Genomic DNA, 12,675 nt, shown 5'->3' with positions numbered 1-12,675 from the left:
ATGTCCGATATTCGTTGCGACTGCCTCATCGTCCAGCCGATTGCCAAAAGCGCCATCCGCATGCTGGAGGAGACAGGGCTCGTCGTCCATACTGCGGCATCCACCGCCTTTGTCGATCTCGAGCCCTATCTTGCCGTCGCAACGGCGGTCATCACCCGCAATCACGGCCTCTCGGCCCGTGAGATCGAAGCCGCACCCAATCTGAAGGTCGTCGGTGTTCACGGCACCGGCACGGACAAGGTTCACAAGCCGTCGCTTGCCGCCCGCGGCATCCCGCTTCATAACACGCCCGGAGCCAATGCCCAGTCGGTCGCCGAACTGGTGATCGGCCTGGCGCTTGCCTGCTCGCGCTCGCTGATTGCCGCCGACAATGCCTCGCGCACCGGCGACACGCTGTTCCGCCAGCATCACCGCACCTATGAACTCTCCGGCCGCCGCCTCGGTCTGTTCGGTTACGGCCATATCGCCAAGCTCGTCGCGAAGCTGGGCCAGGCCTTCGGCATGGAAGTCGCCACCGTGTCGCGCTACACGCCGGCCGAAGAATTGCAGCGCGACGGGATCACGCTTCTGCCCGATCTCGATAGCCTCTGCGAATGGGCCGATGTCGTTTCACTGCACGGCATACCCGAGGAAAAGCCGCTTATCGACGCCCGCCGCCTGTCGCTGATCGGCAAGACCGGCATCCTGATCAACACCGCCCGCGGCGCCCTGATCGACGAGGACGCTCTCGCAACGGCGCTGAAAGACGGCATCATTGCAGGGGCAGGCCTCGATGTGCTTGTGGTCGAGCCGATTACCGCCGACAATCCGCTGCTTAATTGCCCCAATCTCGTGCTGACACCGCATATCGGCGGCTCGACCGACGAGGCCCTCGAAAAGACCGGTTTTCAGGTCGCCAGCAAGGTTCTGGCCGAACTCGCCGCTCTCGAACGGATCCCGGCCACCGGCACCTGACCGCGACAGGATAGACAAGACATGCAGTTCCGGCCCCGATCCGGCCCCACGCTCACAGGCGAAAACGCCTATCCGCGCATCCTCCGCTGCGGCGATCGCGCCGTCGCAATAGAGTTTTCGGATACGGTCAGCGAAGCCGCCAACCTCAAGGTCCTGTCGCTCGATGCATCGCTTGCAGCCGAGCCGATCGACGGCATTCTCGAAACCATCCCCACCTATCGCTCGCTGACCGTGATCTACGATCCGAAAATCCTGCGCGGAGCCGCGCTCGGCGAAAAGCTGATGCAACGGGCAACGCATGACACCGCGGCACCGGAAACCGGCCGGCTCCTGGAATTCCCGGTCCTCTACGGCGGCGAACATCAGGCCGATCTCGACGAACTCGCCGCGCTGAAAAACATGAGCGCAGCCGATGTCATCGCGCTGCATTCCTCCGCCGAATACCGCGTCTACATGATCGGCTTCGCCCCCGGTTTCGCCTATCTCGGCGGCCTGCCGGAAATCCTGCACACGCCGCGGCTTGCCGTACCGCGCCAACGGATCGAGGCCGGAGCAATCGGCATCGGAGGCCGGCAGTCGAGCATCAATTCCGTCCCCGGCCCGAGCGGCTGGCGCTTTCTCGGTCGCACGCCCTTCAAACTTTTCGACCCCGCCCGCCCCGAACCTTTCCTACTGAAAGCCGGCGACCGCATCACCTTCCGCAGCATCGACACCGAAGAAGCCCGGGAACTGGATGCACAGGTCGCGGCAGGCACCGCCGAACTCAAGGAGATCGCCCGATGACCGCTCTCCTCACCATTTCCCGCGCAGGCCCGCTGATGTCGGTGCAGGATAACGGCCGCTACGGTTTTCGCGCCCGCGGGGTCTCGACCTCCGGCGCCATGGACCGTGATGCCCATGCCATCGCCAACGCGCTCGTCGGCAACGATCCGCATGCCGCAGCCATCGAATTCGCCCTCACCGGCGGCGTGTTCACGGCGGATCGCGACATCCTCATCGCCGTCACCGGCGGAAGCTGCCCCGTTGAAATTGCCGGCAAGCCGGTGCCGGCCTGGGAGAGCCATTTTCTCAAGGCCGGCGAAACGCTGACGGTCGGCTCCCTCAGTGGCGCCGTCTGGGGCTACATCGCCATCTCCGGCGGCATCGCCATCTCAAACATGCTCGGCAGCCGCTCCACCCATCTGAGAACCGCAGTCGGCGGCCTGAACGGCAAGGCGCTTAGCCCCGGCGATACCCTGCCGCTCGGCGATAGCGAGAAACTTTCCCCCCGCTCGCTCGGCACGCCTTACCTGCGCGGACACGGCCCGATCGCCGTCATCCCCGGCCCGCAGGACGATTATTTCGACGAGAACGCGTGGAAAACATTCCTGCGCCAGCCCTATCGCGCCACCACGGCGCGCGACCGCATGGCTATGGTTCTCGACGGCCCGGCGCTTCATGCCTTCAAGGGCCACGACATCGTTTCGGACGCCACCGTCGTCGGCTCCATCCAGGTGCCGGGATCGGGCAAGCCGATCGTACTCACCGCCGACGGCCAGACAACCGGCGGCTACCCGAAAATCGCCACCATCGCCTCCTTCGATCTCTCCCGCCTGGCGCAATTGCCGGCCGGCCAGCAGTTTCTGTTCCGGGCGATTTCAGCGGACCTGGCGGAAGAACAGGCTGTCCACGCAGATGATCGCCTCAGCGCCGCGATCGCCGGTCTGCGAAACAAGGAAGACTAAAAGTCGGCCTTTAGGATGGTGTCAAAGCTTGCAATCCGGCAATGCCGGGTTCTGTTTTGGTCACCAACGGTAATCACATCCTTCCTCATTCCTGTGCTCGTCACAGGAATCCAGTAGCCCAAGTCCTTGGGCGGAAGGACTCTTTTTACGGCGCAGACGCGCCGTAGCTGGATCCCTGTGACAAGCACAGGGATGAGGGTAATCGGGGCACTCCTGTCAGGAAGCAGCCTGCACACCCCTCTCCTCCAATCACCTCTTCGGATGGACCGACGACCCGATCGTCCACCCAGCCTTTTCCAGCGCGTCCCGCAACTGCCGCGCCATGCCCACCGCCCCCGGCGTATCGCCATGCACGCATACCGACCCGACCGACACCTCCAGCCGCTTGCCCGAGGTCGATGTCAGGCACCCTTCCGACACCATTTCGATCACCCGCTTCACCAGCAATTCCGGATCATGGATCACCGACCCTGCTTCAGAGCGCGGCGAGAGATTGAATGTGTCCGCATAGGTGCGATCGGCATAGATCTCGTTGATCGGCGTCAGCCCCAGCCTGTCCGCAGCCCGCGCCGTCGCCGTCCCCGGCATCACCATGAAGGCGAGTTTCGGATCGACGGCCTTGATCGCCCGACCGACAGCCAGCGCCATCTCATCGTCATCGGCACAGGCATTGCCAAGCGCCCCATGCGTCTTCACATGCGTCATCGGATGATTTTCGAGGGCCGCAACCGCCGCCAGCGCGCCGACCTGATAGGCCACCAGCGTCTCCACTTCCGAAATACTCAATCCCGGCAGACGCCGCCGGCCAAAACCGATCAGGTCCATATAGCCGGGATGCGCGCCGATGGCGACGCCGCGCTCCTTCGCCTGCCGCACCGTCTTTCTCATGATGTCGGGATCACCGGCATGGAAACCGCAGGCGATATTGGCCGTGCTGACGATATCGAGCATCGCCGCATCATCCCCCATCGTCCACGGTCCAAAACCCTCGCCGAGATCGGAGTTGAGATCGATGCGCATTGCGTCCCCTTTTGCCTGTTCCCTCAGATGCATAACACGGCACCGGATGATTGCCACGATTTCCCGATTGCGCCGTGCACACCGTTGGTATACCACTGGTGTGCTGATATTGAAAACGGGGAATGACATGGGCAAGCGCCTTCTTTATCTCGGCAATGGCCGCAAGTTTCAGTCCATCGCAAAGCTCGACGACCGCTTCGAAGCCTGGGGCCTGAAGGTCGATCGCTACTGGGCTTATGACGGCCAGTTCCCCGAGACGCTGAAGGGCTATGATGGAATTTTTCTCTCCGGTAGCCCGCATGGCGCCTATGAGGACGTGCCCTTCATCCTGCGCGAACATGATCTGATCCGCGAAGCCGCGGAGCTTGAAATCCCCATGCTCGGCATCTGCTTCGGCAGCCAGATCCTTGCTTCAGCGCTGTGTGGCCGCGACCAGGTGTTCCGCCGCACCTCCTGCGAGATCGCCTACAAGGACCTGCCGCTGACCGAGGCCGCCCGCACCGACAAGCTCTGCCGTGATCTGGTCGACAGCGCCTACATGTTCGTCTGGCATAATGATGAGGTGAAGGCCGCCCACCCGGACATGACGATCCTTGCCTATTCCGACGACTGCCCCAACCATATCTGGCGCTACAAGGACAAGGATATCTGGGGCATTCAGGGCCATCCGGAAGTCACCAAGGCGCAGGCCGTCATCTGGTTCGAGGAAAACCGCGAGCGGATGACGCTCGACGGCGCCGATATCGATGACCTCAAGGCGCAGGCCCATGAAGCCGCCGAGGCCAAGACCATGCTGACCCGCTTTGCGGAACTGGTCCAGAACGCCTGATTTTCCCAAAACATCCCGATCGAGGAAGAATAATGGTTACGCCCGCCTACTGGTTCGAACGCGCCGAATTCCTGTCCCGCCTCTCCCGCGTCCAGGCGGAGCTGAAGAAAAAGCAGCTCGATGGCCTCGTCGCCTTCCTGCCGGAGACCGTAACCTGGCTCACCGGTTATTTCACCCGCGCCTATGGCACGCTGCAGTTTGCCATCATCCCGGCAGAAGGCGAGCCGACCCTGTTCTGCCGTGACGTCGAGGAATATTATCTCGACAGCACCTGCGTTTTCTCCGACCGGGTGATGTGGACAGACAGCGACGACCGCATGGCCGTTGCCGCTTCCGCCATCGAAAGCCGTATCGGCAAAAGCGCCAAACTCGGCATCGAGCTTTCCGCCTGGCCCCTCTCGGCCGGCCGCTACGAATACCTCAAGTCCGCCCTGCCCGGCATCGTCTGGCAGGACGAGAGCGCCATGACCCCACAGATGCGCCTCATCAAGTCGCCTGCCGAAATCGCCTATCAGCGCCGCGCGGCAAAGGCTGCCGAAGCCGGCATGCAGGCGGCAATCGACAGTGCCGCCGTCGGCGTCACCGAGCGCGAAATGGCCGCCGAAGTCTGCGCCGCCATGATCCGCGCCGGCTCCGACCTGCCCGGTCCGGGCGTCATGTCATCGGGCGAGCGTGCCTTCCACCTGCATGGCGGTTATTCCGACCGGGTGCTCGAAGCCGGCGATATCGTCCAGATCGAGACGACGCCGAATGTCAAGCATTACCACGCCCGTTTCATGCGCCCGATCCGGGTCGGACCGGTGCAGGATGATGATTACAAAGTCGTCGAGCAGCTGATCGCCATTCAGGATGCGGCAATCCGTGAAGTGAAGCCGGGCGTCTCTGTCCGCGTGCCCGACGCGATCTATCGTGACGGCGTGCTCTCGGCGGGCCTGCGCGAGACTTACACCAACAAGACCTTCTATTCCGTCGGCCTGCTCCTGCAGCCCAACGGCGGCGAGCCGCTGGAATCGGCGGAAAACAGCACTTGGGTCTTCGAACCCGGCCAGACTTTCCATACTTACGTGCTCGCCTGCGGTTTCGGCATGTCGGAAACGATCACGATCACCGAAACCGGCTATGAAAAGCTGACCAACTTCCCGCGCCAGCTCTTCGTCAAGTAAGCCGACCTAAAGCAATTCCAGCAAAAGTGGGAACCGGTTTTGCGTCCGGAATTGCGTTAAAACAAAGAGATAGAGCTGTTTCGCCTTTCGAAGAAAGGCGGAAGTGCTCTACCCCGGAACACCCTGTGGCGGTGTTCCGGCAAGGCTGTAATAGGCATAGATCGCCGCAAAGGCGGCGATCACCACGAGAATAGTAATAACCCGCTTCAGCCACGGCGGCGTCTGGCGCGGCGGCTTCGGCTGTTTCGGCCGCTGGAACTTGATGACATTGTCGCTCATAGGATCGTTCTAGCCGAGCCTTTGGCGAAAGCCAATCGGCAACGGAGGCGCAGCACCGATCACCCTCAATAGAAAGTTGCGATCCGTTTTCCGTCCATCTCGCGCACCTTGAAACCGGTCTCGCAGGTCTCGGTCGGGACGTCCTCGCGGATGATCTCTTCCGGCCCTCCCTGCCTGAAAAGCCGGCCCGCCGAAGCGGAAGAACTGATGCGATTTAACGAACCTACCATAAGGCCCCTCGCCTAACGGCGCACCGTGTTTTCCCGTCTCATTTCCCGTGATCTCTTCTCCGGCGAAGATATCGAGGCACTGACGCAGGCCGTCTCCATCCCGCTTCTCTCGCTAAATCTCGGCAGATGAACAGCCAACGCCGCGGTTAATCGAATGAAGCTCCGGTCGGAGGGTATAAAGGTCGCCTTTTCAACGACAAAACCATTCATCGAAGGCTGAGAGCCCAATCGCTACCGGCGCGGCCCGCCTGGGGATCATTGACTAGCTGCGGGTCGAGAGCCTGAACCGGATTGCCAGTAAGAGATGATCGACGCACTACGTGTCCCAATAGTCGATGCGATCTAAACATCGGTTCTGCCGAATATTTCGGCCCCGCTGCGGGAAACGGCTACAAAAAAGGGCGGCTCGAAAGCCACCCTTTCTAATTCTGAATGTCCGGCGCTATCAAGCAGCCTTGGCATCGCCTTCAAACTGACCGCACCAGTCGTTAGCGGAAACCACCGGCCAGAAGCCGCGGGCATCGGCCGCCGGCTGCGTGACCGGCGGGTTGACGCGACAGAGACCAGCATCTGCCGGAGCCGAACCGGCGTTTACGACGTGATCTTCATAAAACGAACAGGCTTTGCAGGAAGTATCTTTCGACATGGGTAGCTCTCCTTCTTCAAATGTTGGGCTCAAAACCTGAGACCCAAACTCATAAATATTAGAATGATTCTAAAATAAGGGATGAAGCTTGGCAACCACCAAAAGGGTCGTTTCCGTCAATTTCGCCTGCGGCATTTGATCGCCCGGTCAGTGATTGCGCGAAAACCTGAGATTGAAGTGCGCTTCCCCCCGCACTGTCCAATCCGATTATCCCGCCTCCGCTGCCGCGTGTATGCCCGCAAGCCGGCCGGCACGACTCACTCTGATTCTCTTGATACTGATTCTCACTTTCCGGCGACAAAACCGGCCGCTTACTCGCCAGCCCTACGGCTGCCGGCTAAGGTGTTCGACACCGGCCCCCATTCATGTTAAACAGGAATTTATATATTTATCAAATAGTTAGACACGTCTTTGCAGAATCCGATTCCGTTGGATTAAGGGTCGGTTTACTAGAAATTCCTTGTAAGCCTTCGAGAAAGGCGGATACTGGCGGCAGTTTCCCTGAAACTTGAGTTTTATCGCCAGAACGGTTCCCTGCATGAACGCGCATTCTAAATTGCCGTCTTTCGAGTTTGACGAAAAGATCCTGCTCCAGGGTGCAGAGATCTCGCGTCGCCTCGACCAGTTGCGGCTGGAAAAATTTCCTCCGAATGCAAGGAAGACGTTGCGCCTGTTCTCCATGGCCGAAGTCGCGCATTATCTCGGCGTCAGCCCCAACAATCTGAAGCGACTGCATCTCGAAGGCAAGGGACCGACCCCGAAGACGTCTACCGGCGGCCGCCGTTTTTATACCGGCGAGCAGATGCGCGAACTGCGCTTTTTCCTCGACAAAACCGGCAAATCCGACGCCAAGAAATACGTCCCGCATCGAAAGGATGGCGACAAGCTGCAGGTGATCGCCGTCGTCAACTTCAAAGGCGGTTCCGGCAAAACGACGACGACGGCCCATCTTGCCCAGCACCTGGCGCTGACCGGCCATCGTGTGCTTGCCATCGATCTCGACCCGCAGGCCTCGCTTTCCGCACTTCACGGTTTTCAACCGGAACTGGACCGCAACCCTTCGCTTTATGACGCAATCCGTTATGACGACGAGAAGAAGCCGATTGCCGATATCATCCAGCAGACCAATTTTCCGGACCTGGACATCATCCCGGCCAATCTGGAACTGCAGGAATACGAATACGATACGCCGCTGGCGATGCAGACGTCGAGCGAGGGCAAGCGTTTCTTCACCCGGCTCGGCAAGGCGCTGCAGCAGGTCGAGGACCGTTATGACGTGGTGATCGTCGACTGCCCGCCGCAGCTCGGTTACCTGACGCTGACGGCGCTGACGGCCGCGACCTCGGTGCTGATCACCGTCCATCCTCAGATGCTCGACTTGATGTCGATGAGCCAGTTCCTGCTGATGCTCGGCAACATCATCAAGACGATCAAGCGCGCGGGTGCCAATGTCGAGATGGACTGGCTACGGTATCTGATTACCAGATATGAGCCGACCGATATTCCGCAGGCCCAGATGCTCGGTTTCATGCAGTCCATGTTGGCTGAGGAAATTCTGAAAAATCCGATGGTGAAGTCGACGGCGATCTCCGATGCCGGTCTGACCAAGCAGACGCTCTATGAAGTCGAGCGCGCCAACTTCACCCGCGAAACCTATGACCGCGCCATCGACTGCATGGACAGCGTCAATTTCGAGATCCAGGGGCTGATCCACCGTGCCTGGGGGAGGATGTGATGGCGCGTAAGAACCCTTTTGCCAATGTGATGAACGAAGACCGGCCGGATAACGGCGTGGCGCTCGATTACACCGTCAAGGGCGCGTCCCGGACCATCATGTCGACGATCGACGAGCTGGCCGAACGCGCCGACAAGATGCTGGAAGGCGAAACCGTCGTCGAGCTTTCGCCGGAGACGATCGAGGAATCCTTTATCCGCGACAGGCTGGAAGAGGATCCGCAGGCGTTCGAGGATCTGGTCGCTGCCATTCGCGAACACGGGCAGACCAGCCCTATCCTCGTGCGCCCTCACCCACATCAGGATGGCCGCTACATGGTGGTTTTCGGCCACCGGAGGCTGAAGGCGGCCACCGCGCTCGGTCGCAACGTTCGTGCGGTGGTCAAGCCGATCTCCGACCGTGAACATGTGATTGCCCAGGGGCAAGAAAATTCCGCTCGTGCCGATCTGTCCTTCATCGAAAAGGCAACCTTTGCTCGTCGGCTTTCAGAGTTACACTACGACAATGACAGCATGATTGTGATGACCGCCTTATCTGTGGATAAGGCGACGCTCTCCAAGATGATGTCGGTCGCCAACATGCCCCGCGACATTCTCGACGCGATAGGTGGCGCCAAGCTGCCGGGTCGCGACCGCTGGTATGAACTCAAGCTGCTTCTCGAACGTCCGGCCAATCTCGCGAAACTGCGCGAAGTTCTGGCTGCGACCGATCTTGAGGGTTTGAACGGAGACGCCCGTTTTGCCTTCGTCGTCGATGCCCTGACCCGCAAGAAAGCCTCGGGTTATGCACGGCCGCCGAAGAAGTCGAAATGGGTTCCCAAGGATAAAGGCATTGCAAGGGCGGTCTCGGCCGAAATCCGCAACGACGGGAAAAGTTACACATTGGCATTGAAGGCCAAAGACGCCGTGGGTTTCGGTGAATTCATCGCCGACAGCCTGGACGATCTTTATGCCGAATATCGCCGGCTCATGAAGGAATAGGACCGACCAAAAGAAAAAAGCCCCCAAAACGTTTCCGTCGTGGAAGCTTCTCTCTGATTAAGCACCTGCAGAATCGCATTTCCACGAATCACAGTCAAGAGTTTTTGGCATCGTTTTGGTGAGCGGCTTTCTTTTGCCTGAAGAAAGGTGAAGGGAAAGATGCGAACTGGACTTGTGACGACGCCTTTCGGGCGGCGGCCGATGACGCTCGCCTTGGTAAAAGGCCAGCTGCAATCGTCCGACGACCGGATGAAGCGTCCTGTCGAAAAATGGAAGGTTTTCCGCGATATCTCGGAAGCCCGTCAACTGCTCGGTCTGCATGACCGTGCGCTTGCGGTTCTCGATGCGTTGCTGACCTTCCATCCGAAGAACGAATTTTCGGCCGGCGACAGGCTTGTCGTCTTTCCGTCGAATGCGCAGCTTTCTGTTCGTGCCCATGGCATAACCGGCACGACCCTGCGGCGTCATCTTGCGGCCCTTATCGAAGCCGGTCTCATCCATCGTCGCGACAGCCCGAACGGCAAGCGCTACGCTCATCGCGGACATGGCGGCCAGATCGAGCACGCTTACGGTTTCGACCTTGAGCCGCTGATGCTGCGCGCTGCGGAACTTGCCGGACTTGCACAACAGGTTGCGGCCGAAAAGATCCGCTTCAAGCGCGCCAAGGAAGCCCTCACCCTTTGCCGTCGCGACATCCGCAAGCTTTTGACCGCAGCCGTGGAAGAAGGCGCGGATGGTGACTGGTGCATGATGGAAGAGATTTACGAGACCCTGATCTCCCGCCTGCCCCGATCCCCCAACCGGGAAACGGTCGAAACCCTGCTCAGCGAAATGGACACTCTTCGTACGGAAATCGTCAATCGTCTGGAAACGCAGGTAAAAACCGAAAAAACAGACACCAATGACACCCAGAATGGATGCCACATACAGAATTCAGATTCCGAATCCATCTATGAACTTGAACATGGCTCTGAGAAGGAGCTTGAAGGAAAAACCGAGCCAACCAAGCTCAGGCAGAACGCGACGCAAAAAACGTTTCCGCTGAGCATGGTGCTGCGGGCCTGCCCGCAAATGCTGGATTATGCGAGAGGCGGCCAGATCGGCAACTGGCGTGATTTCATCGCAACCGCCGTTCTGGTTCGCTCCATGCTGAGTGTCAGCCCGTCAGCCTATCAGCAAGCCTGCGAAACACTCGGGCAGGAAAATGCCGCCGTGGCACTGGCCTGCATTCTTGAGCGTGCCGGACATATCAATTCCGCTGGTGGTTATCTGAGAGACCTGTCGGCAAGGGCACGGCGTGCCGAGTTCTCGCTCGGGCCGATGCTGATGGCGCTGATAAGGGCCAATGCGAGTGAGGGCCTCAAGCGAACGGGATAGCTTTCAAAACCCGTCGTTGACGGCAGTCAAAATCCCTATTTTCTTCAAATATTTCCGTTAGATACGCGGAAGTGAAGGACTTTCTTTGACTATAAATATCTCTATCGAGACGAATGCGCCTGTAATAAGTGTCGCGGTGGAGAAGAGACAATAAGAAAAGGGCCGCTCCTATTTTGTAAGAACGGCCCAAACCGGGTTTCGAATTATCAGACGATGCCGCCGCTACCGCCCACCACGGCCGGGCGCTCGCCTGCAACCTTCTTCCGATAACCGCTCTTGCGATAGGCGGCGATCGGGTCGATTGCACCACCGGCACGGCGACGGGCTTCGGCAAGGATCGGCTCGACATCGGTGCGGTAGGCGCGTTTCAGTGTGTCGGTTGCCATCAGGGCATCGTTGTCCTGCTGATAACCGTCCAGCGCCTTGCGGTCGACGATCAGGGCCTGGGCATAGGCGCGGCGGATTTCGTTGGCGCTGGAAATCAGGCTCTCGATTGGGTCGGTGACGTTATGCGACTGGTCGATCATGTGGGCCGGGTGGAAACCCTTGACCCCACGGTTTTCGGCATCGACCAGTTCGTTGAAGACGAGGAACAGGCGATAGGGGTCGATCGAACCCGCATCGAGATCGTCATCGCCGTATTTGGAATCGTTGAAGTGGAAGCCCCCGAGTTTCTTGAACTGGATAAGGCGAGCAACGATCATTTCGATATTGGTATTGGGCGCATGGTGGCCGAGGTCGACGAGGCAGAAAGCCTTGTCACCGAGCGTCTGGGCGATCAGCAGATTGCTGCCCCAGTCCTGAACGACCGTGGAATAGAAGGCCGGTTCGTACATCTTGTGTTCGGAAAACAGCCGCCAGTCGTCCGGCAATGCCTTGTAGATATCGGCCATCGACGAGAGATAGCGTTCGAACTGGCGGGTAAAGTTGGCCTGGCCCGGAAAGTTGGACCCGTCGCCGATCCAGACGGTCAAAGCCTTGGACCCGATGGCGTTACCGATCTCGATACATTCGATATTGTGCTCGACCGCCTGTGCGCGGGTTGCGGCATCGGTGTGGCTGAGCGAACCGTATTTGTAGGAATGCGCCTGGCCCGGTGCGTCGGAAAACGTGTTGGAATTCATCGCATCGAAGCCGAGACCGAGCGAATTTCCCTTTGCTTTCAGGTCTTTCGGGTCTGTCTTGTCCCACGGGATATGCAGTGAGACGGTCGGTGTCGCGCGGGTCAACTCATTGATGACGGAGCAGTCTTCCAGCTTGTCGAAAATTCCGCGGGGTTCGCCTTGACCGGGAAAACGGGCAAACCGGGTACCACCGGTACCGACGCCCCAGGAGGGGACGGCGACGAAGAATTCGGAGACCTTTTTGGTGATCGCTTCGATGTCGATGCCGCGGCGGGACAGGTTTTCGCCGAGCGCCGCATAGTCCGAGCCGAGTGCTGCCTCGTTGCTTTTGTTGTGTTCGCCGATCACATCGGCCGAAATCATCTGGTCCGTCATTTTTCCTCCTCCGCCGAGCGAACGAACTGGCTCCGCCTGCGTTATTGTGTGCAATTATTTCAAAGACGAGGATTTCATGGACGTCATTCGCATCCTTCTCGCCATCATCCTGCCGCCTGTGGGCGTGTTCCTACAGGTCGGCATCGGCCTGCATTTCTGGCTGAATATTCTGCTGACACTTTGCGGCTATGTGCCCGGGATCATTCACGCGATCTGGGTCATTCTGCGTAAGTAGCCGC

At 59.4% G+C, this 12,675-nt stretch carries 14 protein-coding genes; 9 read left to right on the top strand and 5 right to left on the bottom strand.

Translation table 11 applies throughout. The annotated features are described in order from the left end of the window. From GGE33_RS19050 to GGE33_RS19040, 3 genes are read left to right on the top strand one after another with little or no spacing between them, the layout of a single operon-like run. Positions 1-954 carry an NAD(P)-dependent oxidoreductase gene (locus tag GGE33_RS19050; RefSeq protein WP_183826602.1) on the top strand — a complete coding sequence of 318 codons (954 nt, stop codon included), beginning with the start codon at positions 1-3 and terminating at the stop codon, positions 952-954. A 21-nt stretch (positions 955-975) separates the two neighbouring features. After that, positions 976-1,737, top strand: a complete 762-nt coding sequence (pxpB, locus tag GGE33_RS19045; RefSeq protein WP_183826599.1) for a 5-oxoprolinase subunit PxpB — start codon at positions 976-978, stop codon at positions 1,735-1,737. Then, complete coding sequence (locus GGE33_RS19040) at positions 1,734-2,678, top strand: 5-oxoprolinase subunit C family protein (RefSeq protein ID WP_183826596.1); 945 nt, start codon at positions 1,734-1,736, stop codon at positions 2,676-2,678. Before pxpB ends, GGE33_RS19040 begins: the two co-directional genes overlap by 4 nt. 249 nt (positions 2,679-2,927) lie before the next feature. On the opposite strand, the gene GGE33_RS19035 is transcribed toward GGE33_RS19040, so the two are convergent. Continuing rightward, positions 2,928-3,698 (bottom strand): LamB/YcsF family protein, encoded by a 771-nt coding sequence (locus tag GGE33_RS19035; RefSeq protein WP_183826593.1) that lies wholly within the window; start codon positions 3,696-3,698, stop codon positions 2,928-2,930. Positions 3,699-3,825: 127 nt separating this feature from the next. On the opposite strand from GGE33_RS19035, the gene GGE33_RS19030 reads away from it, so the two are divergent. Beyond that, the gene (locus GGE33_RS19030) at positions 3,826-4,527 is read left to right on the top strand and encodes a type 1 glutamine amidotransferase (protein ID WP_148146729.1); all 702 of its coding nucleotides are present in this window, start codon (positions 3,826-3,828) and stop codon (positions 4,525-4,527) included. Positions 4,528-4,559: 32 nt separating this feature from the next. Beyond that, positions 4,560-5,690 (top strand): M24 family metallopeptidase, encoded by a 1,131-nt coding sequence (locus GGE33_RS19025; RefSeq protein WP_183826590.1) that lies wholly within the window; start codon positions 4,560-4,562, stop codon positions 5,688-5,690. Positions 5,691-5,798: 108 nt separating this feature from the next. Here GGE33_RS19025 and GGE33_RS19020 read toward each other — a convergent pair whose 3' ends face one another. The 3 genes from GGE33_RS19020 to GGE33_RS19010 form a co-directional block, all read right to left on the bottom strand. Then, positions 5,799-5,969, bottom strand: coding sequence for a hypothetical protein (locus tag GGE33_RS19020; RefSeq protein ID WP_183826587.1), 171 nt, complete (start codon positions 5,967-5,969; stop codon positions 5,799-5,801). A 65-nt stretch (positions 5,970-6,034) separates the two neighbouring features. Then, positions 6,035-6,199 (bottom strand): hypothetical protein, encoded by a 165-nt coding sequence (locus tag GGE33_RS19015; protein ID WP_183685548.1) that lies wholly within the window; start codon positions 6,197-6,199, stop codon positions 6,035-6,037. A 445-nt stretch (positions 6,200-6,644) separates the two neighbouring features. Continuing rightward, the gene (locus GGE33_RS19010) at positions 6,645-6,845 is read right to left on the bottom strand and encodes a hypothetical protein (RefSeq protein WP_148146733.1); all 201 of its coding nucleotides are present in this window, start codon (positions 6,843-6,845) and stop codon (positions 6,645-6,647) included. A 538-nt stretch (positions 6,846-7,383) separates the two neighbouring features. On the opposite strand from GGE33_RS19010, the gene repA reads away from it, so the two are divergent. From repA to repC, 3 genes are all read left to right on the top strand, one after another. Beyond that, on the top strand, positions 7,384-8,580 hold the full coding sequence (repA, locus tag GGE33_RS19005) for a plasmid partitioning protein RepA (RefSeq protein ID WP_183826584.1): 1,197 nt from the start codon (positions 7,384-7,386) through the stop codon (positions 8,578-8,580). After that, a complete protein-coding gene (gene repB / locus GGE33_RS19000) occupies positions 8,580-9,560 on the top strand; it encodes a plasmid partitioning protein RepB (protein ID WP_183826581.1) in 981 nt (326 codons plus the stop codon). The genes repA and repB overlap by 1 nt, the downstream gene beginning before the upstream one ends. 159 nt (positions 9,561-9,719) lie before the next feature. Then, positions 9,720-10,937, top strand: coding sequence for a plasmid replication protein RepC (repC, locus tag GGE33_RS18995; protein ID WP_183826578.1), 1,218 nt, complete (start codon positions 9,720-9,722; stop codon positions 10,935-10,937). Between the two features lie 206 nt (positions 10,938-11,143). Here the strand turns inward: repC and rhaI are convergent, their stop codons facing one another. Then, on the bottom strand, positions 11,144-12,436 hold the full coding sequence (gene rhaI, locus GGE33_RS18990; RefSeq protein WP_183826575.1) for an L-rhamnose catabolism isomerase: 1,293 nt from the start codon (positions 12,434-12,436) through the stop codon (positions 11,144-11,146). 76 nt (positions 12,437-12,512) lie between these two features. On the opposite strand from rhaI, the gene GGE33_RS18985 reads away from it, so the two are divergent. Next, positions 12,513-12,671, top strand: a complete 159-nt coding sequence (locus tag GGE33_RS18985; protein ID WP_148146741.1) for a YqaE/Pmp3 family membrane protein — start codon at positions 12,513-12,515, stop codon at positions 12,669-12,671. The last annotated feature ends 4 nt before the right edge of the window (positions 12,672-12,675 follow it).

This window comes from Aliirhizobium cellulosilyticum, assembly GCF_014198105.1.
Taxonomy (GTDB): domain Bacteria; phylum Pseudomonadota; class Alphaproteobacteria; order Rhizobiales; family Rhizobiaceae; genus Neorhizobium; species Neorhizobium cellulosilyticum.
Note: the sequence above shows the minus strand (reverse complement) of the source record. Positions and strands in the feature narration are given on the sequence as shown.

What these genes read in the sequence shown, in the direction of transcription:
- repA (WP_183826584.1), top strand. Translation starts at nt 7,384, where the DNA reads ATGAACGCGCATTCTAAATTGCCGTCTTTCGAGTTTGACGAAAAGATC.
- GGE33_RS19025 (WP_183826590.1), top strand. Translation starts at nt 4,560, where the DNA reads ATGGTTACGCCCGCCTACTGGTTCGAACGCGCCGAATTCCTGTCCCGC.
- GGE33_RS19020 (WP_183826587.1), bottom strand. Translation starts at nt 5,969, where the DNA reads ATGAGCGACAATGTCATCAAGTTCCAGCGGCCGAAACAGCCGAAGCCG.
- GGE33_RS19015 (WP_183685548.1), bottom strand. Translation starts at nt 6,199, where the DNA reads ATGGTAGGTTCGTTAAATCGCATCAGTTCTTCCGCTTCGGCGGGCCGG.
- repB (WP_183826581.1), top strand. Translation starts at nt 8,580, where the DNA reads ATGGCGCGTAAGAACCCTTTTGCCAATGTGATGAACGAAGACCGGCCG.
- pxpB (WP_183826599.1), top strand. Translation starts at nt 976, where the DNA reads ATGCAGTTCCGGCCCCGATCCGGCCCCACGCTCACAGGCGAAAACGCC.
- GGE33_RS19040 (WP_183826596.1), top strand. Translation starts at nt 1,734, where the DNA reads ATGACCGCTCTCCTCACCATTTCCCGCGCAGGCCCGCTGATGTCGGTG.
- GGE33_RS19010 (WP_148146733.1), bottom strand. Translation starts at nt 6,845, where the DNA reads ATGTCGAAAGATACTTCCTGCAAAGCCTGTTCGTTTTATGAAGATCAC.
- GGE33_RS19050 (WP_183826602.1), top strand. Translation starts at nt 1, where the DNA reads ATGTCCGATATTCGTTGCGACTGCCTCATCGTCCAGCCGATTGCCAAA.
- GGE33_RS18985 (WP_148146741.1), top strand. Translation starts at nt 12,513, where the DNA reads ATGGACGTCATTCGCATCCTTCTCGCCATCATCCTGCCGCCTGTGGGC.
- GGE33_RS19030 (WP_148146729.1), top strand. Translation starts at nt 3,826, where the DNA reads ATGGGCAAGCGCCTTCTTTATCTCGGCAATGGCCGCAAGTTTCAGTCC.
- GGE33_RS19035 (WP_183826593.1), bottom strand. Translation starts at nt 3,698, where the DNA reads ATGCGCATCGATCTCAACTCCGATCTCGGCGAGGGTTTTGGACCGTGG.
- rhaI (WP_183826575.1), bottom strand. Translation starts at nt 12,436, where the DNA reads ATGACGGACCAGATGATTTCGGCCGATGTGATCGGCGAACACAACAAA.
- repC (WP_183826578.1), top strand. Translation starts at nt 9,720, where the DNA reads ATGCGAACTGGACTTGTGACGACGCCTTTCGGGCGGCGGCCGATGACG.